This is a genomic window from Constantimarinum furrinae, from assembly GCF_014295415.1.
GTDB lineage: Bacteria > Bacteroidota > Bacteroidia > Flavobacteriales > Flavobacteriaceae > Constantimarinum > Constantimarinum furrinae.
This window is the reverse complement of the sequence record NZ_CP052909.1, coordinates 939,504-963,126: the sequence shown is the minus strand read 5'-3', so window position 1 is coordinate 963,126 and position 23,623 is coordinate 939,504. Positions and strand designations below refer to the sequence as shown.

Here is a 23,623-nt window from a genome sequence, read left to right as displayed (position 1 = left end):
GGTTTTCGTAACCTTGTAGAAGTGTAAAAAAGATTTCATTGAGCGTTTTTAAAAAGCTTTTCCGACAAACATTTATCTATGGTCTGGCAACGGTTTTACCTCGTGCTTTGGCCATTTTTTTAGTTCCACTTTATGTGGTGGTGCTTGGAAAGGAACAATATGGGATCTATGCCTCACTCATGGCGTTTCTTATTTTGGGTAATGTATTACTGTCTTACGGAATGGAGACAGCTTTCTTCCGGTTTATCAACAAAGACAAATCTAAAAAGGATCTGGTACAATCAACCGCATTATCCTCCCTCACTATTTCTACTGTAATTTTTCTGCTTCTCACCCTGTTAATGAATGACAGCATCGCGGCCTTTTTAGAATTTAAGCCAGAATATATTACCTATGCCCTTCTTATTCTGGCATTGGACGCCCTGGCAGTGTTGCCCTTTGTGTGGTTCCGGGCCAATGAGAAACCCATGCGATATGCCGTGATCAAGATCTTCAACGTACTTATTAATCTTGGTCTGAATCTCTTTTTCTTCTTGGTATTACCCCATTGGGCAGAACATAGCCCCGGATCATTCTGGGACCGTATGTATTCGGAAGAATTTAATGTGGCCTACGTTTTTATTTCTAATCTTATAGCAAGTGCTATAACGTTAGTCGTTTTATTACCATTATATGTAAAGATTGGATTTAAATTTTCCAAAGCCATTTGGAAACAGATGTTGGCATACGCACTTCCTGTTTTAGTTGCCGGAATAGCATTCTCCGTAAATGAAGCCTTCGATAAGATTTTACTCAAATACCTCCTGGATCCCGAGATCGCTGAAGGCGAGGTGGGGGTATATGCTGCCTGTTATAAACTGGGTGTTTTTATGACCTTGTTTGCTACAGCGTTCCGTTTGGGAATTGAACCCTTCTTTTTCAATCATTCCAAACATGAGAATGCAAAACAAACCTATGCCACCATCACTAAATATTTTACTGTATTTGGAAGCTTGATCCTCTTGTTCGTTGTGGTGTATCTTGATGTGTTTAAGCGCATCCTTATTCCGGAAAGTGAGTTCTGGGAGGCCCTGGTAATCGTGCCGGTGATTCTTCTTGCAAATCTCTGTCTGGGTGTATATCACAATCTGTCGGTATGGTATAAGGTAACCGATCGCACCAAATACGGGGCTTATATTTCGGTAGTAGGTGCTGTCATCACACTTACCCTTAACTTTGCATTAATACCACTTATAAGCTATATTGGGTCTGCTATCGCCACACTGGCGGCTTATGGGACCATGATGCTGTTATCGTATTTCTATGGACAGAGACATTATGCTATTCCGTATGACCTGAAAAAGATTGGCGGATATCTTATGATCTCGGTGCTTTTTTCGGGAATTGCTTTTTACGTATTTGACGGAAATTTAGCTATTGGAACCGCATTATTATTGGTATTTTTGTTTCTGATTTTTGTTTCTGAAAGAAAAGAACTCAATAGAATAATAAGAAAATAAAACGGTGTTATTTAAAGTGTCTTAACGACCTCTGAAGCACGGTTTCTAACAATAACATTGTGAAAATAAAAATCATTAATAATTCCGATCACCCGCTACCTTCTTACGAAACCTTGGCATCTGCGGGAATGGATCTCAGAGCAAATGTGCCGGAACCTTCCACGTTAAAACCGTTACAACGTGCCATAGTTAAAACCGGACTTTTTATTGAACTACCGGTAGGATATGAAGCACAGGTTCGTCCACGCAGCGGACTCGCAGCCAAGAAAGGAATCACGGTTCTCAATGCCCCCGGAACCATTGATGCCGATTATAGAGGTGAGATCGGGGTGATACTCGTCAACCTTTCTAATGACGATTTTACCATCGAAAATGGAGAACGGATCGCGCAATTAGTCATTGCTAAGCACGAACGGGCCCAATGGGAAGAAGTAGATATATTGGAAGAAACAACGCGTGGCGCTGGAGGATTTGGCAGCACGGGGCTAAAGTAACATCGATGAAGAAGATACTTTACATTGCATTTATAACATTTTTTGCCACTTCAATCGTGGCACAGGAAGATTCGGTGGTTACTATTTCACAGGAGGCCTGCACCTGCCTCGATGAGGTTGACCAGGGTCTTTTAAAGGATGAAATGTACGAGGAGATCAACGGTTGTATCGAATCGGCCATCATGGGCGACCAATTAAAGACAAAACTTTTCGCACTGGTTGAAACACTGGAAGATAGTACCAATGTTGAAGAGAATACCGAGTTTGTTCTTAAAGATACTACGTCCAAAAACATAAACATCACTATAGATGCCGGGGAGAACAAGGAGGAAATTGAAGCTTATCTACTACAAAATTGCCCGCGGTTGAACAAACTGTTGACCACCGAAAACTCCAAAAGTATCGTATCGGTTTCAGATAAGGAAGAGGCTGTTGCCTTTTATAATGAGGGGCTAACTTATTATAAAGCGGAAAACTATAATGAAGCCATTGATAGGTTTAAAAAGGCAGTTAGAAAGGACAAGGAATTTGCATTTGCTTGGGATATGATCGGGATTAGTTACCGTAGAATGGATGATTATAAGCAAGCAATAAAATATTACGATAAATCCCTCCAAATAGATCCTTACGGCAGAATGCCATTAATGAACAAGCCGCTAGCCTACGCCTTTATGGGAGAACTGGATAAGGCCATAGAAGGATATGATAAATTTATTGAGATCTATCCTGAAGACCCCGAGGGCTACTATGGCGTCGCAAGAATATACTATGCACAGGAAAAGCTTAATGATGCCTTGGACAATATGATGAAATCTTTCGTGTTGTACAACAAGGAAAACTCACCATACGCAAGAGATGCAGAAACAAACATCCGATTGTATTATGTGGATTTTGAAAAAACTGGAAAGCTTGATGATTTTAAACGAATAGCCGAAAAATACGATATAAAAATAGGAGAGTAAATGAAAATAATTGTCCCAATGGCCGGTCGTGGTTCACGATTACGCCCACACACGTTAACGATCCCCAAGCCGTTAATTCCGGTTGCCGGTAAACCAATTGTTCACAGATTGGTGGAAGATATCGCCGGAATTCTAGAAGAGGATATCGAAGAGATCGCATTTATTCTAGGTGACCCTGCTTTTTTTGGAGACGATGTGGTGGCGAGTTTAAAAGAACTTGCAACCAATCTGGGGGCCACGCCAAGTATCTATCGTCAATTAGACCCTAAAGGTACCGGTCACGCCATTATGTGTGCCGAAGACAGCCTGTCAGGACCGGCGGTGATCGCCTATGCCGATACTTTAATTAGAGCCGATTTCAATCTTGATAAGGAAGCCGACAGTGTGATCTGGACTAAAAAGGTGGAGAATCCACAAGCCTATGGGGTGGTAAAACTAAACGAACGAAATGAGATCGTTGAATTAGTCGAAAAGCCTGAAACCTTTGTTAGTGATCAGGCGGTAATTGGAATTTATTATTTTAAGCAGGTTGAAGTACTGAAAAGGGAACTTCAGTATGTTCTAGACCACAACATTATAAATGGTGGGGAATACCAGATCAATGACGGAATAAAACGTATGATGGCATCGGGAAGGGTTTTTAAAACCGGTACGGTTGATGAGTGGATGGATTGTGGGAATAAGGAAGTTACGGTGGAAACTAATAGGCGAATGTTGGGATTTTTGGCCGACAGCGGCGAACAGTTGGTTTCTGAAGATATTACCAAAGAACACTCAACTGTTATAGCCCCATCCTTTATAGCAGCCGGGGTAAAACTTGTAAATGCCACCGTTGGACCCTATGCATCCATTGGATCGGGCACAATAATTGAGGATAGCAGCGTTAAAAATAGTATAATACAGTCACACTCAGTAGTTAAAAATGCTACTTTAGACAATGCAATGATAGGCAACTACGCAACATTTGACGGTAATTTTACAAATGTAAGTATTGGGGATTATTGCGAATTGAAATAAGCCATTCGTTCTCCAAGCGCGGCCGGGGGAACTGAACCGGAAAACTTTATAAAATCGGGGTCGACCGCGTCCTACCCTATTTTCACGTGAAAAAGAAACAAATATACCTGCTTTTATTCTTCGGAATTTTTTTTCTGACCCATCCGGTTTGGGCTCAGGAAGGAGAGGAACCTATGGATGATCTCGGGAATGTGTCTGATGCTTTTCAGGAGAATTTTTTTGAAGCCTTAAAGCAAAAAGGCATTGAAAATTATGAACTCGCTTTGGAGGCACTTGGCAGAGCAGAACGTGCGGCAGATAAAAATCTAGAAAATGAAGCTGTTGTATACTTCGAAATGGGAAAAAATCTTACCCAATTAAAACGCTACGATGAAGCAGAATCGAATTTTAAGAAGGTGATCGCTTCTCAAGGCAACAGAATCGATGTACTGGAAGCGCTTTATGATCTTTATTACGTAGAGCATGATTACGAGAGTGCAATACCTTTGGTGCAAACCTTAATAGAATATGATCCCGATTATAAAGAAGATCTCGCCAATCTATATTCCCGAACAAAACAATATGATAAGGCGCTGGCAGTTCTTGATGAACTCGACGAGCTTTGGGGTGAAAGTGATTACCGGGATGCATTGAGGTCTCAGATCTACCGTAAAACAGGAAATACAGAAGGAGCTATTGAAAACCTTCAGGATAAAATTGACCTTAACCCAAAAAATGAAAAGGACCAGCTCAAGTTAATCTTTTTATACAGTGAGCAGGGAGATCAGGAAAGAGCCTTTACTGCTGCCAAAGAACTTCTTAAAAATCAGCCTACTTCTACATTGGTTCACCTCGCTTTGTATAAATTTTACCTTGAAGATGGAAATACAGACGAGGCACTAAAGTCTATGAAGATCGTTTTTTCCTCTTCGGCAGTAGAAGAAGAGAATAAATATAAAGTTCTTGCAGATTTTATTCAGTTTGTGAATGCAAATCCGACATATGAGAGTGAGTTGGAAGGTGTGGTGGCATCATTTTCAGAAAAGCGAGGAGGAAAGGTTTACGAGCAACTGGGAACCTATTACCTTCAAAAGGGAGATAAAGGCAACGCACTTAGCTTTTTTGAACAAGGCGTTGCAAAGGATTTGGATAATTTCAATTTGCTTAAGAGTACGTTGTTACTTCAAATTGAAGCGGGAAAATTTATGGAAGCCGCCAAACTTAGTGAGTCCGGGCTCGAGATTTTTCCGGCTCAGGCTTTGTTGTATCTTATTAATGGGGTGGCGAATGTCAACCTTAAAAATACGGATACAGCGATAGAAAGTCTGGAATCCGGAGTAGATTATTTACTGGATGACCCGAAAATGGAAAAGGATTTCTACGAACAACTGTCTATTGCATATACGATGAAAGGCGACTCAAAAAAGGCCGATGCATTTGCAAAAAGGGCATCGGATATAAAACTCACAAATTGATTTTATGAAATTAAAGAGATTGTTTGTCTTGGTTGCAGTGGCAATGCTATCTGCTTGTGGAGGTGGTAAAGGAATTAACGGGTCTTCTTCAGCAAAGAGCGAATTAGCGGTTAAAACTATTATTGCTTCTCACGAAAATGCGGAACCCGATTTCAATACCATGGCAGCGCGTGTTCAGGTGGTTTACGAGGATGAGGAAAAGCTTCAGAGTATAACGGTGAGCCTTCGTATGGAAAAGGATAAGACCATTTGGGTGAAGGCATCACTACTGGGAATTACTTTGGCTAAAGTCCTTATTACACCTACCAAAGTGAGTTACTATGAAACGATCTCAAACACTTATTTCGATGGCGATTTTGCGCTCTTAAGTGCGTGGTTAGGTACTGAAATTGATTTCCATAAAGCGCAGGCCATCTTGTTAGGGCAGTCAATTTTCGAGCTCAGTCCTGTTGTTTATAAAAGTAGTGTAGAACAGAACAGGTACAAGCTTCAACCGAAAACCCAACCCCAAAACTTTATACATTCCCTTCTATTACTACCAAGTAATTTTAAAGTTGCTTCTGAAACCCTTTCTCAGCCTTCAGACGGCAGAATTCTTTCGGTACGATATGGAGAATATCAGAATATCGACGGGGGGTATTATCCTTCAGAAATACAGATTGACGCTTCAGAAAATGACAGTAAAACTAAGATTGAAGTAAATTATAAGAAGATCGATCTCAATGTTTCTATAAGTTTTCCGTTTACGATACCAAATGGATATGAAGAAATTCAGTTATAGCCTATGAAATTCAGAAAGAGTTTAATTCTTTTTATTGGTTGCTTACTCCTTAGCACGACCGGGGCCTTGGCTCAATCGGAAAAACAAAAGGAGCTTGAAGAGAAACGTCAGGCCATACTCCAGGAGATCAAGCAGATCAATTCCTTATTATTTAAAACCCGCGGTGAAAAAAAATCTGTTCTAACAGAGGTGGAAGACTTAAATCAGCGCATTTCAGCAAGGGAGAATTTAATAAGGGTTACCAATCAACAAGCGAATTTGCTTACTCGTGAGATCAACGAAAATCTCAACAAAATGGAACAATTGCGTAACGAATTAAAGGAATTGAAGGAAGATTACGCAGCAATGATCAATAAGTCGTATAAAAGTAAATCTGATCAAAGTCGCATTATGTTTTTGCTATCATCCGAAAACTTTTTGCAGGCATATAAACGATTGCAATATATGAAGCAATATGCCAAACACCGAAAAGAGCAAGGCGAGAGCATAAAAGAAAAGACAATCCAGCTACAGATATTAAACACTAGTTTGATCGATCAAAAAAATAAAAAGCAGCTACTCATTGAAGAAAATAAACTGGCAAAGATCAATCTAACAAAGGAGAAGAAAGATCAGGAATCTCTAATCGCATCCTTGAAGAAGGATGAAAGTAAATTTGTGACCCAGGTTCGTTCAAAGCAACGGGAGGCCGAGAAGGTAGATCGAGAAATAGAGGCGCTCATTAGGGCTGCGATTGCCGAATCTAATAGTAAGGCCGGGAATTCTCCTGCCGTAACCAAATCATCTTCGGGTTTCGCAATGACTGCGGAAGCCACCACACTGGCGGCAAATTTTACAAGTAATAAGGGGAAGTTACCCTGGCCCGTAGAAAGGGGTGTTCTAGTAGGACGCTACGGAAAACATCCACACCCACAATTTCCTAATGTTACACTCTCTAATAATGGTGTTGAAATAGCGACAGAAAGGAATTCTCAGGCGAGAGCTGTTTTTGAGGGTGAAGTCTTTAAGATACAGGAAATTAAAGGAGCCAATAAGGCTGTTTGGATCAGGCACGGAAACTACATTACTATTTATCGCAATCTGGTGGATCTAAAAGTTAAGAATGGCGACAAAGTAAGCACCAAGCAAGTTCTGGGCACCGTTTTCTTTAATCCTGTGGCCGGAAAGGCAATTTTAAAATTTTATGTATTTCAGAATACCAATAAAATGAATCCTGCCGATTGGGTTTATAAGATGTAAAAAAAGGGAGCCGATAGGCTCCCTTTTTGATTCAATAATTTAATTCTAATTTACTTAACTACTAATTTCTTCGTCGTAGTTTGACCGTCCACTTCAATAGTTACAAAATACAATCCTGTTGTATAATTTGAAATGTTAATTGCAGCTTCGTTTCCATTGGCGGAAAGAGTTTGCATGGTTTGTCCAAGACTATTAATTACCGTGATCTCGAAGTTGTTAAATGAACTATCAATTAATGAAACAAACACCTGATCGGCTGCTGGATTAGGATATAGAGAAACATTGCTCGCTAAAACTGAATCTTCAACACCTAATACTACACAGTCTAAACCTGAAGTATGTCTACCTGAGTTTGTACGTCTGCTCACCCATCCTTCAGTATCATTTCTGGCGGCAACACCGTACCAGATATCATTCGTAGTTGGATCAGGGATTGGAACCGTAATCGTGGTATTGGCTGTATTTCCTACAATTTCCATATACTCTGCTCCCAAAATATAGAAGTCGTAAGTTTCGGCTCCGGCAACGGCATTCCAGCTAAATGTAGCTTCCGTAGGACATACTGAATCTACAGTTAGACCCGCAGGGAATCTTGAGATAGAGAAATTCTCATTACTCTGATCCTGGAAAGCACCACTTGTAATTCTAATCAGTCCTTCGCCCGTCTGAACATCTTCTACAGACCAGTTTACATTCTTTTGGGTTGGCGCAACTGTTGCAATAGTAGACCATGAAGCACCATTATCTGTAGAATACTCAACCAGGATGTTACTAACGATATTTGTTGCATCCCAGTGAATTGTTTGAGTTTCATTTGGAATAAATGTCTCAACTTCTGTTGGATATGTAAGGACTAGATTTTCGGTGATAAACTCCCATACTACAAAGTACTCCTGTGGTCCCATAGGAACGTTAAAACCGGTCACATCGATGTCGTAGGTACCAGCAGCAGGATTATTTAATAGTACCTGCTCTACGTTATTCAGGTGATCCACACCATTGGTAGCAGGAGTGTCCAGATTCGCAGGGTTTGGAGTAGTATCTAAAACCCATGGTAAATGAGTTCCGGCTCCTGGATCGGTAACAACCAAATCAAGGTCATTTACTAATGCCGGACTTGCACCCGCTGTAGCAGGAGCATCGGCCCAGTATACCATAAAACGAGCCTGAATAGTTCCGGCAGGTACAGAAATTGAATGGGTGTTTGTGTTACCTTGAGTAATATCATCGGTAAGATGACGACCATCTTCAATGGCCATAGCGGCTCTTAAACCGTTTACCATACCCCATCCAAACTTAAAGTCGGGACCAACATTTCCATAATCGTTAGCGGTATTCATAAGAATTGCTTTGATCAAAGAACCTGATGGCATGGTACCACCGTTTTCATCCATATAGGCTTGGTATAACTGAGCAGAAACACCGGCAATTCCGGGTGCAGCAGCAGAAGTTCCACCAAATGTCTGGTAGGTGTGATTATTACTCGTAGATAATTGACCTTGTCCGTGTGCAGCGATATCCGGCTTGATTCGACCGTCATGTGCTGGACCACGGCTACTTGAACCTTCTAATACACCTAGATAGTTAGTATTGGCCGTTGCAATTACGTTTTTACCTTGTTTATGACCACCGGTTACATTCCCCCACTGATTTCCTGCTCCATACCCACAATTTAATCCATTTGAATTTCCTGCAGAGAAAACATGTAATAAGTTAGGAAGTGTAGTCATTTGAGTATCAACAGTACGAGCGATCGTAGTATATCCGGCATTACAACCATTACTATAAGATGAATTGGTTACCTGTACTGTGTTAGCATTAATTAAATTAAGCGTTGCAGAATCTAAGAAAGATGCTACATAATTTACAATATGTAGGTCCGAACCGGAAGCCATCCCTTTTCGTGTAGGATAGAAGTTGCCGGCTCCTGCCATAATTCCAGAAACTCCATCCCCGTGAGTTCCACCACCGTTTCCAACAAGACCATAAGCTCTTCCTTCAAAGTCTACGTGGATTCCAACGGCACCATCGTCACGACACATTACAGCTACTCCGGTACCATCGTATTTTCTACCTCCGGTAGTCTCGGTGTCAATGTTATTCGCTCTGTGGATACTTCTTCCGCGTGTATCATCCGGTACTGAAGGAGCCACGATCACTTCAACCCACTTCACATAGGGCAGTTCCGATAATGCATCTAAACAGTTGTTAGGAATTAAGAGATCAATGTTATTAGAATCTCTGTACTGTTCGTGAACGGAGATTTGTTTCGTAGCGAGATCATCAATTACAAATTGTGTATCCACCAGGTCATGGTGTTGTAAAGTAACTAATATGTGGTTGCCTACAGCAGCCCATTCACCAATATTTCCGTTTTTAAGATCCTGAGATAATTTGAATCTTCCTTCAACAGGAACGATAGAACGAACTCCGCTTTGTCTTAAAAACTGCACCGATGTGTTGGCCGGGAAATAAAACAAATAGGTTTGATGTGGAATATAGTCAAGTAACTGAAGATTATTACTTGCAAATAGATCCTGAATATCCTGTGTTGGAGTTTGATAAAACTGTACCCAACCTACATAGCCATTTGCAAGTTCAGAATTTTCAGGCATTTGATCCCATTGAAAGGTGTCGATGTTTTCAGGCATGTCAATGGATTCATCCTGAAACTGAATCGTGTACGGGTTTTGAGCAAAGGAAATAGAACAAATAAGAACCATTGCTAAAAAACTTACACTTTTACATTTTAAAAATGTTGAAAAAGTAAAATTTTTCATAGTTAACTTTTTAAATTAGAATTAAGTTTAAAACCTCTAAAAACGGTTAAGAATTTAGTAAGAACCTCAAATATATTCAATTATGTTAAAAAAACAATAACGTTAGACGTTAAAATGCCTTCATTTTTATCATTGAATATCCTACAAACTAAGTAGGTTATAGCTGTGTGATAGCTTAAAAGAGTTTAGGTTTAATGCCTATTCAAAAAGGGCTTTGAGCTCTGTTGCTTCTTCAGGCTTCATTTTTCCTGCCAAAACCAGACTAAGTTGCTTTCTTCGAAGTGCGGCAACAAAACGTTCTTTTTCTAATGTGGTTTCAGGAGTAAGCGGTGGAACAGGAACCGGTGTTCCCATTTCATCAACGGCCACAAAGGTGTAGATGGCTTCATTCGCTTTACTTTTTAAACCGCTCTCTCTGTCCTCTATCCAGACATCCATATAAACTTCCATCGAACTTTTAAAGGATCTGGAAACATGAGCTTCAACGGTTACTACGCTCCCCAAAGGGATCATTTTATTGAATGCTACATGATTAACCGAAGCCGTTACCACGATCCTCCTGCTATGCCTTCTGGCTGCTATACTTGCTGCCCGGTCCATTCTGGCCAGGAGTTCTCCACCAAACATATTCCCTATAGGGTTTGTTTCACTTGGAAGTACCAAATCGGTAATAACGGTTCTTGATGCGGAAGGAGTTTTACTGTCCATTTTGCAAATTTTATGCAAAGGTACGGTTGTTTTTTCAGTAAATTGGAATGAGAAATATTATAAATTATTCTGAAAGCTCCTTAACTAATAACCAGGCATCGGGATTTTCAGTTTGCTTAATATTCCGAAGGTTTTGCAGAGCCTCCAAACGGTTTTCATAACTGTTGTAGATCACCTGATGCAGCCCGTAACGATTTTGCCCTAGTAGCATTGGTCGGTACCCTTTTTCACGTAATTGTCGCATTTTTTTTGCGGCGTTTTCTTCAATTCTGAAAGCTCCGGCAACGATATGGTATTTGCCTTTTTGTTTAGCGATCGTTAGGTTGACAGCAGGCAGCGGATTTTCAATGACGAAAGTGGCTTCTTCAATTTGATGTTCTACCAAAGAATTGGCTTTTTGTTTTTCAGCAAAGTTGTGTTTTTGAACCTGTCCTTCATATAATTTTAATCCCCCAAAACCGGTAACAGCTAAAGCGATAAGACCAATAGCGGCATATTTCAAATATGGCGTTGCATTTCTCTTTTCAGGAGTAAATAGTACAGGTACTTTCTCTTCAAGGGTTTCAATAGCTTCCTTATAAATTTCTCTCTGTATTTTCGGTGAGGCAAACGAAGTAAGTCCGAAGGACGAAGCACTGAAATTTTCAGTGATTGCCGGATCGAATTGTAAGGATTTTTCTGAATTTAGGTAAAAATCGCCTATAGACGCAAGGCGAACTGTCTCTCCTTCAGAAAGACGAAGCGATATTTTCCCTGTGAAATTTCTGATGTTCTGAAGCGCAGCCTCATAAGTGCTTCCTTCTACCGATGCAACATAATTGGCAAGAATCCCGTCATTGGTTTGCAATTGCCGGTTAAATGAAACTATTTTTCCTGGAGGATAAAAGGTTTGTGAATTTTCGTCAATTCGGGCAGACTGATATTGAGTCAAAAAGGCACCAAAGCCGGGAATGATAACACATTCATAGCGATAAAGCAGGTCTTTTATGTAGGTGGAGAGTTGCACTAAACAAACTTAATTTTTTTTTTAGTCGCATTCAATTTTAATTGAGGTAATTTATTAACAAGATAATTTATTGTATTTTTAAGGTCTCCCCGGTTCCAAGAATCTATGCTTTCAAAAAATGAATTACGCTACATGCTGGCACTTCAGCGTGTGCCAAATCTAGGGGATGCTTCGGCAAAAAAACTCTTAAACCATGTAGGGTCTGCCGAAGGAATTTTTAATGAATCTAAAAGAAATCTTCTTAAGATCGACGGAATAGGTTCCTATAAATTAAAGGAACTCCATAAGAAAACGAATCTGGACGCTGCCGAATCCGAGCTTCGGTTTATAGAGAATAATAATATTACCGTCAGTTATTTCCAAGATAAATCCTATCCGGAAAAGCTGAAACACTGTCTGGACGGGCCCATTCTATTATTCAGGAAAGGCAATATAGACCTTAAGCATAAAAAAATTATCAGCATCGTAGGTACCCGGCGAATAACCCCTATGGGGCGTGAATTCTGTGAAAGACTAATAGAAGATCTCACGCCTTTAAATCCGGTTATCGTTTCCGGTTTCGCCTATGGGGTGGATATTACGGCTCATACATCGGCAATTGACTGCCGATTGCAAACCATTGCTTGTCTGGCTCACGGACTTACCCAGATCTACCCCAAATCACATCAGCGGTATGTTGCCACATTAGAATCCAACGGCGGACTCATTACCGAATTCTGGAGTGATGATGCTTTCGATCGGACTAATTTTTTAAAGCGTAATCGCATTATAGCGGGACTTAGTGAGGCAACCATTGTTATTGAATCGGCAGAAAAAGGAGGCAGTCTTGTTACTGCGGATATCGCAAATTCGTATCACAGGGAGGTGTTTGCTGTCCCCGGAAGAACGACAGATATTCAGAGTACAGGGTGTAACAATCTTATAAAATCACAACAGGCTCATATGCTAACCTCTGCTGCAGATCTGGTTTATCTAATGGGATGGTCATTGGTACAGAAAACACGAGAGACACGTCAAACTCAACTTTTTGCAGCACTCACTCCCGATGAACAAAAGATCTTCGATTTTTTGAAACAATCGGATAAAGAGTTACTCGATACCATAGCCCTTCATTGTGGGATGCCGAGTTTTAAGGTTGCCACGGTCTTATTGAATATGGAGTTAAAAGGAGTGCTGAGACCCCTACCCGGAAAATTTTTTCAGCTCAATTAATATCCTAACTTTTTTCTTACTCTTTCTAAAACGGAATTGGCTACTATAGAGGCCTTGGCTGCACCTTTTTCCAGCGCTTTTTCTATTTCAGAAGTATGCTCCATAAAATACGTATATCGGGCACGTTCTTCTTTAAACCGTTCTAATATCAATTCATATAAATCCTGCTTAGCATGTCCGTAACCATAATTTCCACTCTCATAATTCTTTCGCATGATCGCAACTGCTTCGGAGGGAGCCATTAATTTATAGAGCGCAAAAACATTACAAGTCTCGGGATTTTTTGGCGCTTCCAGAGGAGTACTGTCTGTTTCTATACTCATGATCTGCTTGCGCAACTTTTTTTCCGGTAAGAATAGATTGATGATATTTCCTTTGGATTTGCTCATTTTAGAACCATCAGTTCCGGGAATCAACATCACATTCTCACTAACACTTGCCTCGGGCAATACAAAGGTCTCGCCCATGGCAGCATGAAAACGTGAAGCAACATCACGGGTAATTTCCAGATGTTGTAATTGATCTTTCCCAACAGGAACAATGTTGGCATCGTACAGAAGGATGTCGGCAGCCATTAACATTGGATATGTAAACAATCCTGCATTTACATCTTCGAGCCGGTCTGCCTTGTCCTTAAAAGAATGCGCCAGTGTTAGCCGCTGAAATGGAAAAAAACAACTTAGATACCATGAAAGTTCGGCAACCTGAGGGATATCACTTTGTCTGTAAAAAACCGATTTATCAATATCCAATCCGCAAGCCAACCAGGCTGCGGCAGTACTATATGTATTTGATCGAAGCGTTTCTGCATTTTTTATCTGCGTAAGTGAATGCAGATTTGCTATAAATAAATAGGACTCATTTTTTGGGTCATTTGCCATTTCGATGGCGGGTAAAATGGCACCTAAAATATTTCCCAAATGCGGGGTTCCGGTACTTTGTATTCCTGTGAGTATTCTTGGCATATTAATTTTCCTTTAGCCGGTTTCAACAAATTTTGAAAGTAAATTTTGGCAAAGTTACTTTATTTACGCTATTCGCGTTGCTCAAATTGTTAATTTTGGGTTGCAATGAAATTAATGAGAACTATATTTTTAATTCTGTACAAGATCTGGTTCTACGTGGTAATCATTATTTCAATTCTACTTTTATTTCCTTTTTTATTAGTGAGCATTTTAAAAGAAAACTGGTATCCGTTCTTTTTCGGAGTCGCCAGGATCTGGGCAAAGGTCATATTATTTGGGATGGGTTTAATTCCTAAAATTAAAAGGGATACGCAACACAAGAAGGGTCAGAGTTATATGTTTGTGGCAAACCATACATCCATGACCGATATTATGCTTATGCTGTATGTCACAAAAAATCCTTTCGTTTTTGTAGGGAAAAAGGAATTAGCGAAAATACCGGTATTCGGATTTTTCTATAAGCGTACCTGTATTCTGGTGGACCGGGGAAATGTAAAAAGCAGGTTTGAGGTATTTAAACGGGCACAGCAAAAACTTAATATGGGACTAAGTGTTTGTATTTTTCCGGAAGGAGGTATTCCCCATGACACGAACATCGTTTTGGATGAATTTAAGGATGGCGCCTTTCGTCTGGCCATTGAGCACAGGATTCCAATAGCCCCTTTAACTTTCCACGATAATAAAAGGAGATTTTCGGATGATATTCTTGAGACTGGAGGTGGTCCGGGAAAATTAAGGGTAAAGGTACATTCTGTTATTCCTACCGGGATACTCGAAATGGAAGATAAGCGAATGCTTAAGAATCAGACACGTGAGATAATCTTAAATGAGCTTAATAATCCAACCGTATAAAAAAACCGTCCTATGGCGAAGAACGGTTTTTCTCATCATTGTTTGTTTGGGTTACTCCAAACCTAACCAACTAAAAAACTAACCTAAAACCTAAAACTCAACCCGCTGTAAATCCCAAAATAATAGGGCTTAAAGCCTACAGACGAATCTGTATATGGATTAAGCTGGTATTTAAACATAGGCTCAATATTAAACTTAAACATTCTGGAAATTCTGTAATCAAAGCCCAATCCGAAGTTTGTTGTAAAACTCACCGAATTTAAATTGTTGGCTTCTCCAAGGGTACTGCTAAAATCTCCGGCACTCACCGATACGTCATTGTTGCCGAGAAATAATGTACTAAAGCCGCCTATCATATTAATGCCAAATCGTTTGTTGAGCAGCGCATATTTTAATTCAAGCGGTACTTCATAATACGTGATATTTTGATGGATCATCGCCTCTCCCGAAGTAGATTTAGGCGTAATATTATCCAGGGGGTTTTCGGGGATGTTGGTGTCAAAACCGCCTTTATCCACTGCAGTTAGCACTACACTTTTTCCACCGTAATCGATCGATTTCAATGCCGAAGAGACCGGCCCGGTACCCAATTCAATTCCGGAAGTGCTATAACTGAGATCCACATTGTTAATTCCTGTACGCACACTAAACTTCTCCGAAATATTATAGGCGACGTTCACACCATAACTGAAGTTCACATCACCGGATTTGTTGTTATCTGCAAAGGAAGGATCTAAGGAAGAGCCGTTGCTTAAAGTGTTATAGTAGACCGGCCCCACATTAGGCGATACATCCCAGCGATTATCCGGCTTAGATTTTTTTGCTACGGCTTCTTCGGTTTTCTTAGATTCCTCAATGGCGTCGAAAATTGATTTTTGGTTAGTGGTTTTATTTTTTTCCTCTGTTTTTTCTTCCGCAGCTGTCTTTTCTTCAGCCGTTTTATTGCCGGCTACTTTAGATTCTATGGTCTCCGCAATTGTTTTATCCGTATTAATGAGGGTTTCCGTTTTGTCTGTCGGAAGGCCTTTTTCTGCTTTCTTATTTTTTTCTGAAGCTATGGCATTAGCTTTCTTATTCAGAGTTTCAGAATCGACACCTGTGTTAAGTACAGCATCATTTTTAAAATGGTCTTTGTTATTAGCTGAAGATTGTTTCTTGGTTTTAATTTCTTCAGAAGCTACGGCAGTTTTAACCGAATTTGCTTTTTTGTAGATCGCATCACCCGGGGTTTTATTGGAAACCTTTTTTGTGTCTTTAGTTTCAGGCACATCCACTTTGGAATCTTCTATAGTTTCCGTGTCAACGGCATAATCGGTATCATTTATCTCATCCTCGTTGAAGGTGCTTTCTTTCAACGTTCCGTCTTCAACAGACTTGTTTGTCTGCTCGTTGGTAAGGGTATTCGTTTTTTCAGAAGAATCAAAAACACTATTGCCAATGGTGAGTAAAAGCGCCAGCAATGCCGCAACACCTCCCACTTTCCACCACAGCGGAATAACCTTGCGCTCCTTCTTCTCCTTGTTGAGTTTAGCCTGAATACTAGTCCAGACCTCAGGAGAGGGGGAAGCTTCAAAGTTTTGGAAGCGTTCTTTAAAAAGCTCGTCTATGTGCTTTTTTTCTTTCATTGTTTAGCCGAAATATCGGTTATTCTTTTGAGTCTTATAAATTATTCTGTTCGTTATATGCTTCGATCTTTGCTTTTAGTATCGCCCGGCCCCTTGCCAGATTAGATTTAGACGTTCCGTCACTAATACCTAACAATTCTCCTATTTCTTTGTGTGTATATCCATCCAGAACATACATATTAAAGATCAATCGATACCTGGCTGGCAATTCCTGGACGATCTTCAGTAAAAAATCCAACGGAACGTTTTCTGCCTCCACTTCTTCATTGGCATCTTCAATTTGTTCTTCGTTGTTTATTTCAAAGTCGCGTTTTTTACGATACTTCTGAAGGGCTGTATTTACGGTGATACGTTTTATCCAGCCTTCAAAAGAGCCTTTGCCTTCATATTGCTCAATTCGCTTAAATATAGTAAGAAATGAATCCTGTAGATTGTCTTCTGCTTCTACATAATTCGGTGAATACTTCAGACAAATGGAAAATAATGTACCCGAATATCGCTTGTACAATTCTCCTTGTGCTGTAGCATCTTGCCTCTTACATTGTATGATGAGCTCGTCTAATGTCAAACGTAGTGCCGTGAATATTATTTAATGTTGAAAAACTTACTAAACTTTGCAAGTAGGCAACCATAATAAACCGGGTTTCTACGTTAAGTAGATACCAACGATCTAAAAGGGTTGCGTTTGCAATACAAAGTTATGCGTTGTTGGCCGCAATAGCTTCTTTGATCTTTAGCTCCAGTTCTTCCATTAGCTCGGGATTGTCCATTAGCAGTGTTTTCACCGCGTCTCTTCCTTGTCCTAATTTGGTGTCGTCATAACTAAACCATGAACCGCTCTTTTTAACGATTTCAAAATCAACACCTATATCGATGATTTCACCTACCTTAGAAATTCCTTCACCGTACATAATGTCGAATTCGGCAGTTTTGAAGGGTGGAGCCACTTTATTCTTCACTACTTTTACCCGGGTCTTGTTCCCTTTTACATTGCTGTCGGTATCTTTTATTTGCGTAGATCTTCTAATATCCAATCGTACCGAAGCGTAGAATTTTAAAGCATTTCCTCCGGTAGTGGTTTCAGGATTCCCAAACATTACTCCTATCTTCTCTCTAAGCTGATTAATAAAAATTACCGTACAATGCGTTTTGCTTATTGAGCCGGTTAATTTTCGCAATGCCTGAGACATTAATCTTGCGTGGAGTCCCATTTTACTGTCTCCCATTTCGCCTTCTATCTCACTTTTAGGCGTTAAGGCGGCAACCGAGTCAATTACTATGATGTCAATGGCTCCACTTCTAATAAGATTGTCGGTAATCTCCAGTGCCTGCTCTCCGTTATCGGGCTGTGAAATGATAAGATTCTCAATATCCACCCCCAATTTTTCGGCATAATACCTGTCGAAAGCATGCTCGGCATCAATAAATGCGGCGATTCCTCCTTTTTTTTGAGCCTCGGCTATGGCATGAAGAGTTAGCGTGGTTTTACCCGATGATTCGGGACCGTATATTTCTATAACTCTTCCTCGTGGATATCCGCCCACTCCAAGGGCTACATCCAGACCAAGAGATCCCGTTGGGATTACTTCTACCTCCTGAACGGCAGAGTCGCCCATCTTCATCACAGTGCCTTTGCCATAGGTCTTATCCAGTTTATCTAATGTTAGTTTTAAGGCTTTTAATTTTGCGTCTTTTTCGTTACTCATGTGTATAATTATTTATTCGGGAGTCAGTAGGCTAAGGTACTATTTCTTTGTCTCAGGCGCAAAGGGAAAAAGAGCGCTCTAAAGATTTTTGTCAACAACAATAAAATGGGTAATTTTGCGCGGTAATAATCTTTTCACTAATAAAAAGTATAGCATGCAACTGTACAATACCTTAAGTGCAAAAGAGAGAGAAGCGCTATTAGAGGAAGCCGGAGAAGAACGGTTAACGCTCTCTTTCTATCAGTATGCCAAAATTGGCAATCCACATCTGTTCAGAAATCATTTATTCGTCGCCTGGGATCAAATGGAAGTCCTTGGCCGCATCTATGTTGCCCACGAAGGCATTAATGCGCAGCTGTCGGTTCCTGCAAAGCGATTCAACGAGTTTAAAACCTTTCTCGACGGAATCTATTTTCTGAATGACGTACGTCTCAATATTGCCATAGAGCACGATCTCAAATCGTTTTTAAAACTGAAAGTGAAGGTGAGAAACAAGATCGTAGCCGATGGTTTGAACGATGATACCTTCGACGTCACAAATAAGGGAGTTCACGTAAATGCTGAAGCATTTAACCGGCTTATTGAAGATCCGGACACGGTTTTGGTCGATATGCGGAATCATTATGAGAGTGAGATAGGACATTTTAAGGGTGCTGTTACACCCGATGTCGACACCTTTCGCGATTCTCTGGATCTTATCGAAGAAGACTTAAAAGATCATAAGGAGGACAAGAAATTAGTCATGTATTGCACCGGAGGCATTCGCTGCGAAAAAGCGAGCGCCTATTACAAGCACAAGGGGTTTAAACAGGTATATCAATTGGAAGGCGGAATCATAGAATATGCCCGGCAGGTGGAGCAAAAAGGGTTGGAAAATAAATTCGTAGGAAAGAACTTTGTATTCGATCACCGTCGAGGTGAAAGAATCACCCCCGATGTGATCGCCAATTGTCATCAGTGTGGTGAACCCTGCGATACTCATGTTAATTGCGCGAACGAGGCTTGTCATTTATTGTTTATACAATGTGAATCCTGTGCGGATAAGATGGAAAATTGCTGTTCTCCAGAATGTGTTGAGGTAATTCAATTGCCTTATGAAGAACAGAAAAAACTAAGGCAAGGTATTCCAAACAGCAATAAAATATTTAAAAAAGGACGTTCCGAAAAACTGAAATTCAAAAAGTAAGGATCCATAATAAATTGGTATCTTTACCTGTTAAAGAGAATGTTTAATCTTCGCCTCTTTTTTTTGTTTTAAACGATTTCTGTTTTTATGCAGAAGTCTTCAAAAAAAGGAGCTTTATATAAAAAATATGGGCTGTACCAGCTGTGCCACAGGCGCCAACGGTCAGCCAAAGGGCTGTAAGAATAATGGAACTTGCGGTACCGATGGCTGCAATAAATTAACGGTGTTTGACTGGCTTTCCAATATGTCGTTACCCGAAAATATGGAACCCTTTTCTGCGGTAGAGGTGCGATTTAAGAACGGAAGAAAATTATTCTTTCAAAATCCCGAGAATTTATCTTTAAGTATAGGAGATATCGTGGCTACCGAAGCATCTCCGGGTCATGATATTGGTATTGTAACTCTTACAGGGGAATTGGTTAGGGTACAAATGAAGAAGAAAAAACAGCCTACGAATTTAGAAGAGCTTCCTAAAATTTACCGCAAAGCCACCCAGAAAGACATCGACGTTTGGCAAAAAGTTCGCGATAGAGAAACCGATATGCAAAAGCGATCCAGGGAGATCGCGATGGGACTTGGCCTTCAGATGAAAATTAGTGATGTTGAGTTTCAGGGTGACGGATCCAAAGTGATCTTTTATTATACCGCCGAGGATCGGGTAGATTTCAGACAGCTGATCAAGGATTTTGCACGCACCTTCAACACCAGAATCGAAATGAAACAGGTGGGATTCCGTCAGGAGGCCGCCAGATTGGGAGGCATTGGATCCTGTGGAAGGGAATTGTGCTGTTCAACCTGGTTAACAGATTTCAGGTCGGTAAACACTTCGGCAGCGCGTTATCAACAATTGTCACTTAACCCGCAGAAACTCGCTGGGCAATGCGGGAAATTAAAATGTTGTCTCAATTACGAACTGGATACTTATCTTGAAGCCTTAGAGACTTTTCCGAAGACAGATATCAAATTAAAAACCGAAAAGGGATCTGCCAGTTGTCAAAAGATAGATATTTTTAAGGGATCGCTTTGGTATGCCTACGATAAAGACGGCATGAACTGGCACGAATTAAAATCCGACAGAGTAAACGAAATCATTGCACTGAACAATAAAGGTAAGTCTGTAGCAAGCCTGGAAGAGTATATCGAAGAAACTGTAGTTTCTCAAGACAAGGTCTTCAATAATGTAGTAGGACAGGATAGTTTAACACGATTCGACCAGCCCAAACGCAGCAAAAACAAAAAACGCAGAAATAAAAACCGAAATAAGAATAAAAAACGCAATACCCGAAACAATGCTTAGAGCCGTATTAATTTTGAGCATCTTAATTACAGTAAGCGCCTGTGATTCTAACGTGGCGTTGAGCAAGTGGGAATCTTTACCGGGTTATTGGGAAAAGGATCGTGCTGTGGAGTTCGAGTTTCCGGCCCCGGATTCGTTGAAAATTTATAACGTTTTTATCCATGTAAGGAATACCAACGACTATAAATACAATAATATTTTCTTGGTGGTAGATTTGGAGTTTCCTCATGGAAAAACGATTACTGATACTTTAGAGTATAAAATGGCCTACCCGAACGGGGAATGGATGGGCACCGGAATAGGAAGTATTAAAGAGAATAAATTATGGTATAAGGAGAACGTTTCATTTCGGGAAGCCGGAAATTATAACATAATTATAACACAGGCAGTCCGCAATAACGGTGAAGTAGACGGCGTTACAAACCTAGAGGGGATCACAGATATTGGTGTGAGTGTAGAGGAAGCAGTTCAACAATAAGCATCATGGCAAAAAAACAAACGAAGAAAAAATCGGGAGCACAAAACGACGAGACAAGAAATATAAAAACCTTCTGGAAGATCTTTGGCGGATTGATCGCTCTGGTATTTTTAGTTTTTCTTCTGGCTTCCTGGGGAGTGTTTGGTAGTTTACCCGACGAAACCAGTCTTGAAAACCCTGAGAAAAACCTAGCCACTGAAATTATTGCCAGCGACGGAAAGGTTTTGGGAAAATTCTACAAAGAAAACCGTACCCCTGTTAAGTATGAAGCGTTGCCCGATCATTTGGTCAATGCCCTGATTGCCACCGAAGATGTACGATTTTATGATCATTCGGGGATCGATGCAAAAGGAACCGTTAGAGCATTTGTCTTTCTAGGATCCAAAGGTGGAGCAAGTACTATTTCTCAACAGTTGGCTAAGCTTTTTTTTACTGAGCAGGTTTCACGAAATAAACTGCAACGAGGGATTCAAAAAGTAAAGGAGTGGATCATTGCCACTCGCTTGGAACGGCGCTACACCAAGGAAGAGATCATTACCATGTATTTTAACGAATACGATTTTCTCAATCAGGCTGTGGGTATTGAATCGGCAGCGAATATTTATTTCGACAAACCCCCAGAAGAACTCACAACGATAGAATCGGCTACTTTGGTAGGGATGTTTAAAAATTCCTCCTTATATAATCCTTTGCGAAATCCTGAAGGAGTAAAAAACCGCAGAAATGTGGTGCTGTCACAGATGGCGAAATACGATTTTATTTCAGAGTCGGTTAAAGACTCATTGCAGGCACTTCCTTTGGAAATTAATTATACCCCGCAGGGACATGATGAAGGAATCGCGACGTATTTCAGGGAATATGCCCGTGCGTTTATGGAGGACTGGATAAAAAAGAACCCAAAAACCGACGGTACCAATTACAATATTTACAGGGACGGATTAAAAGTATATGTGACTATAGATTCAAAAATGCAAAAGTTTGCTGAAGAAGCCGTAGACATGCATATTGCCCACCTTCAAAAGGAGTTTGATAAACAAAACGAAAAAAATAAAACGGCACCATTCCGAGATATTACAGAAGAAGAAACCAAACAGATCATGGATGCGTCAATGCGCCGCAGTGATCGTTGGCGTATTTTAAGCGAACAGGGGAAAAGTGAAGAAGAGATCATCAACAGTTTTAAGAAAAAAACGCAGATGCGTATCTTTTCTTGGGGAGGTGATATAGATACTACCATGACTCCGCTGGATTCAATACGATATTATAAGAGTTTCTTGCAGGCATCCCTTATGTCCATGACCCCACAGACCGGCGAAGTAAAGGCTTGGGTTGGCGGGATAAACTACAAGCATTTTAAGTATGATATGGTTAAGAAGGGGAAGCGGCAAATAGGTTCTACCTTTAAGCCTTTTGTCTATGCCACGGCAATAGACCAGATGCATATGTCGCCTTGCGATACTTTACCCAACACCCAGTATACCATACCCGAAGGAAAGTACGGTTTGTTAAAGCCTTGGACACCAAAAAATGCAGGTGGAGGTTACGGCGGGATGTTAACCCTAAAGAATGCCTTAGCAAACTCGGTAAATACAATAACCGCAAGACTTATAGACAGAGTAGGGCCTGTGCCGGTTATCGATCTCGTAAAAAAGATGGGTGTAGATACAGAAAACATGCCTGAAGCACCTTCTATAGCGTTGGGGACTCCAGATGTTTCATTGTATGAAATGGTAGGTGCATACAGCACTTTCGCAAATGAAGGAGTATACATTAAACCAACGCTTATTCAGCGTATTGAAGATAAGAACGGAACGGTTTTGTTTCAAAATGTCCCGGAAACCAAGGATGTGATAAGTAATGAGACCGCCTATGTAACGGTAAGTCTTATGGAAGGAGTAACGCAGGGAGGTTCCGGTACACGTTTACGGCACAAATGGGCTGTTGGTAATTCAGTGTACAAGAATGCAGTAACCGGGTATCCTTATGCTTTTGAAAATCCGATTGCCGGTAAAACCGGAACGACACAAAATAATAGTGACGGATGGTTTATGGGAATGGTTCCGAATCTCGTAACCGGAGTATGGGTTGGTGGAGAGGACAGGGCCACACACTTTAGTAGTACAGCCTACGGACAAGGAGCCACCATGGCGCTGCCAATTTGGGCGATCTATATGCGAAAATGCTATGAAGCCGATGAGCTGAACGTGAGCAAGGATCAATTTAAACGACCGGCTAATCTTTCTATCGAGACTAATTGTTCTAACTGGAAGGCTGAAAATACCAATGATGATGGTATACCCGATGAATTCGATTTTTAACTAATACGATAAAAGTATAATGAGATGCTTCAGATTTTTCTGAA

General features: G+C 40.5%; 20 protein-coding genes. 13 read left to right on the top strand and 7 right to left on the bottom strand.

Annotated features, from left to right (window positions below):
* The first annotated feature begins 38 nt into the window (after nucleotides 1–38).
* From ALE3EI_RS04425 to ALE3EI_RS04395, 7 genes are all read left to right on the top strand, one after another.
* Nucleotides 39–1,499 carry a lipopolysaccharide biosynthesis protein gene (locus ALE3EI_RS04425; RefSeq protein WP_186991235.1) on the top strand — a complete coding sequence of 487 codons (1,461 nt, stop codon included), beginning with the start codon at nucleotides 39–41 and terminating at the stop codon, nucleotides 1,497–1,499.
* Nucleotides 1,500–1,558: 59 nt separating this feature from the next.
* Nucleotides 1,559–1,993, top strand: coding sequence for a dUTP diphosphatase (gene dut / locus ALE3EI_RS04420; protein WP_186991233.1), 435 nt, complete (start codon nucleotides 1,559–1,561; stop codon nucleotides 1,991–1,993).
* A 5-nt stretch (nucleotides 1,994–1,998) separates the two neighbouring features.
* Nucleotides 1,999–2,955, top strand: a complete 957-nt coding sequence (locus ALE3EI_RS04415; RefSeq protein WP_186991231.1) for a tetratricopeptide repeat protein — start codon at nucleotides 1,999–2,001, stop codon at nucleotides 2,953–2,955.
* Nucleotides 2,956–3,972, top strand: coding sequence for a nucleotidyltransferase family protein (locus ALE3EI_RS04410; protein ID WP_186991229.1), 1,017 nt, complete (start codon nucleotides 2,956–2,958; stop codon nucleotides 3,970–3,972). It abuts the gene before it with no gap.
* A gap of 86 nt (nucleotides 3,973–4,058) precedes the next feature.
* Nucleotides 4,059–5,426 carry a tetratricopeptide repeat protein gene (locus ALE3EI_RS04405; protein WP_186991227.1) on the top strand — a complete coding sequence of 456 codons (1,368 nt, stop codon included), beginning with the start codon at nucleotides 4,059–4,061 and terminating at the stop codon, nucleotides 5,424–5,426.
* Nucleotides 5,427–5,430: 4 nt separating this feature from the next.
* Nucleotides 5,431–6,207: a DUF4292 domain-containing protein gene (locus tag ALE3EI_RS04400; RefSeq protein WP_186991225.1), complete on the top strand. Its 777-nt coding sequence runs from the start codon at nucleotides 5,431–5,433 to the stop codon at nucleotides 6,205–6,207.
* 3 nt (nucleotides 6,208–6,210) lie between these two features.
* Nucleotides 6,211–7,446: a murein hydrolase activator EnvC family protein gene (locus ALE3EI_RS04395; RefSeq protein WP_186991223.1), complete on the top strand. Its 1,236-nt coding sequence runs from the start codon at nucleotides 6,211–6,213 to the stop codon at nucleotides 7,444–7,446.
* A gap of 50 nt (nucleotides 7,447–7,496) precedes the next feature.
* Here the strand turns inward: ALE3EI_RS04395 and ALE3EI_RS04390 are convergent, their stop codons facing one another.
* The 3 genes from ALE3EI_RS04390 to ALE3EI_RS04380 all read right to left on the bottom strand — a co-directional run bounded on the left by ALE3EI_RS04390 (nucleotide 7,497) and on the right by ALE3EI_RS04380 (nucleotide 11,940).
* A complete protein-coding gene (locus ALE3EI_RS04390) occupies nucleotides 7,497–10,226 on the bottom strand; it encodes a S8/S53 family peptidase (protein ID WP_186991221.1) in 2,730 nt (909 codons plus the stop codon).
* Nucleotides 10,227–10,424: 198 nt separating this feature from the next.
* Complete coding sequence (locus ALE3EI_RS04385; protein ID WP_186991219.1) at nucleotides 10,425–10,934, bottom strand: acyl-CoA thioesterase; 510 nt, start codon at nucleotides 10,932–10,934, stop codon at nucleotides 10,425–10,427.
* A gap of 64 nt (nucleotides 10,935–10,998) precedes the next feature.
* Nucleotides 10,999–11,940: an HU domain-containing protein gene (locus ALE3EI_RS04380; RefSeq protein ID WP_186991217.1), complete on the bottom strand. Its 942-nt coding sequence runs from the start codon at nucleotides 11,938–11,940 to the stop codon at nucleotides 10,999–11,001.
* A 105-nt stretch (nucleotides 11,941–12,045) separates the two neighbouring features.
* Here ALE3EI_RS04380 and dprA point away from each other — a divergent pair, with 105 nt between their 5' ends.
* Complete coding sequence (gene dprA, locus ALE3EI_RS04375) at nucleotides 12,046–13,152, top strand: DNA-processing protein DprA (RefSeq protein WP_186991214.1); 1,107 nt, start codon at nucleotides 12,046–12,048, stop codon at nucleotides 13,150–13,152.
* Here dprA and trpS read toward each other — a convergent pair.
* Nucleotides 13,149–14,117 carry a tryptophan--tRNA ligase gene (gene trpS / locus ALE3EI_RS04370; RefSeq protein ID WP_186991212.1) on the bottom strand — a complete coding sequence of 323 codons (969 nt, stop codon included), beginning with the start codon at nucleotides 14,115–14,117 and terminating at the stop codon, nucleotides 13,149–13,151. The two genes, dprA and trpS, sit on opposite strands and share 4 nt — an antisense overlap.
* A 105-nt stretch (nucleotides 14,118–14,222) precedes the next feature.
* Here trpS and ALE3EI_RS04365 point away from each other — a divergent pair, with 105 nt between their 5' ends.
* Entirely contained in the window at nucleotides 14,223–14,969 is a 747-nt protein-coding gene (locus ALE3EI_RS04365; protein WP_186991210.1) for a lysophospholipid acyltransferase family protein, read from the top strand.
* Nucleotides 14,970–15,052: 83 nt separating this feature from the next.
* On the opposite strand, the gene ALE3EI_RS04360 is transcribed toward ALE3EI_RS04365, so the two are convergent.
* The 3 genes from ALE3EI_RS04360 to recA all read right to left on the bottom strand — a co-directional run bounded on the left by ALE3EI_RS04360 (nucleotide 15,053) and on the right by recA (nucleotide 18,300).
* On the bottom strand, nucleotides 15,053–16,594 hold the full coding sequence (locus ALE3EI_RS04360) for an outer membrane beta-barrel protein (RefSeq protein ID WP_186991208.1): 1,542 nt from the start codon (nucleotides 16,592–16,594) through the stop codon (nucleotides 15,053–15,055).
* Between the two features lie 34 nt (nucleotides 16,595–16,628).
* Complete coding sequence (locus tag ALE3EI_RS04355; RefSeq protein WP_186991206.1) at nucleotides 16,629–17,162, bottom strand: RNA polymerase sigma factor; 534 nt, start codon at nucleotides 17,160–17,162, stop codon at nucleotides 16,629–16,631.
* 130 nt (nucleotides 17,163–17,292) lie between these two features.
* The gene (gene recA / locus ALE3EI_RS04350) at nucleotides 17,293–18,300 is read right to left on the bottom strand and encodes a recombinase RecA (protein ID WP_186991205.1); all 1,008 of its coding nucleotides are present in this window, start codon (nucleotides 18,298–18,300) and stop codon (nucleotides 17,293–17,295) included.
* Nucleotides 18,301–18,454: 154 nt separating this feature from the next.
* On the opposite strand from recA, the gene trhO reads away from it, so the two are divergent.
* From trhO to ALE3EI_RS04330, 4 genes are all read left to right on the top strand, one after another.
* The gene (gene trhO / locus ALE3EI_RS04345; RefSeq protein WP_186991203.1) at nucleotides 18,455–19,486 is read left to right on the top strand and encodes an oxygen-dependent tRNA uridine(34) hydroxylase TrhO; all 1,032 of its coding nucleotides are present in this window, start codon (nucleotides 18,455–18,457) and stop codon (nucleotides 19,484–19,486) included.
* A gap of 127 nt (nucleotides 19,487–19,613) precedes the next feature.
* A complete protein-coding gene (locus tag ALE3EI_RS04340) occupies nucleotides 19,614–20,783 on the top strand; it encodes a PSP1 domain-containing protein (protein WP_186991201.1) in 1,170 nt (389 codons plus the stop codon).
* Nucleotides 20,776–21,261: a gliding motility lipoprotein GldH gene (locus tag ALE3EI_RS04335; RefSeq protein ID WP_186991199.1), complete on the top strand. Its 486-nt coding sequence runs from the start codon at nucleotides 20,776–20,778 to the stop codon at nucleotides 21,259–21,261. Before ALE3EI_RS04340 ends, ALE3EI_RS04335 begins: the two co-directional genes overlap by 8 nt.
* Before the next feature lie 5 nt (nucleotides 21,262–21,266).
* A complete protein-coding gene (locus ALE3EI_RS04330) occupies nucleotides 21,267–23,579 on the top strand; it encodes a penicillin-binding protein 1A (protein ID WP_186991197.1) in 2,313 nt (770 codons plus the stop codon).
* The last annotated feature ends 44 nt before the right edge of the window (nucleotides 23,580–23,623 follow it).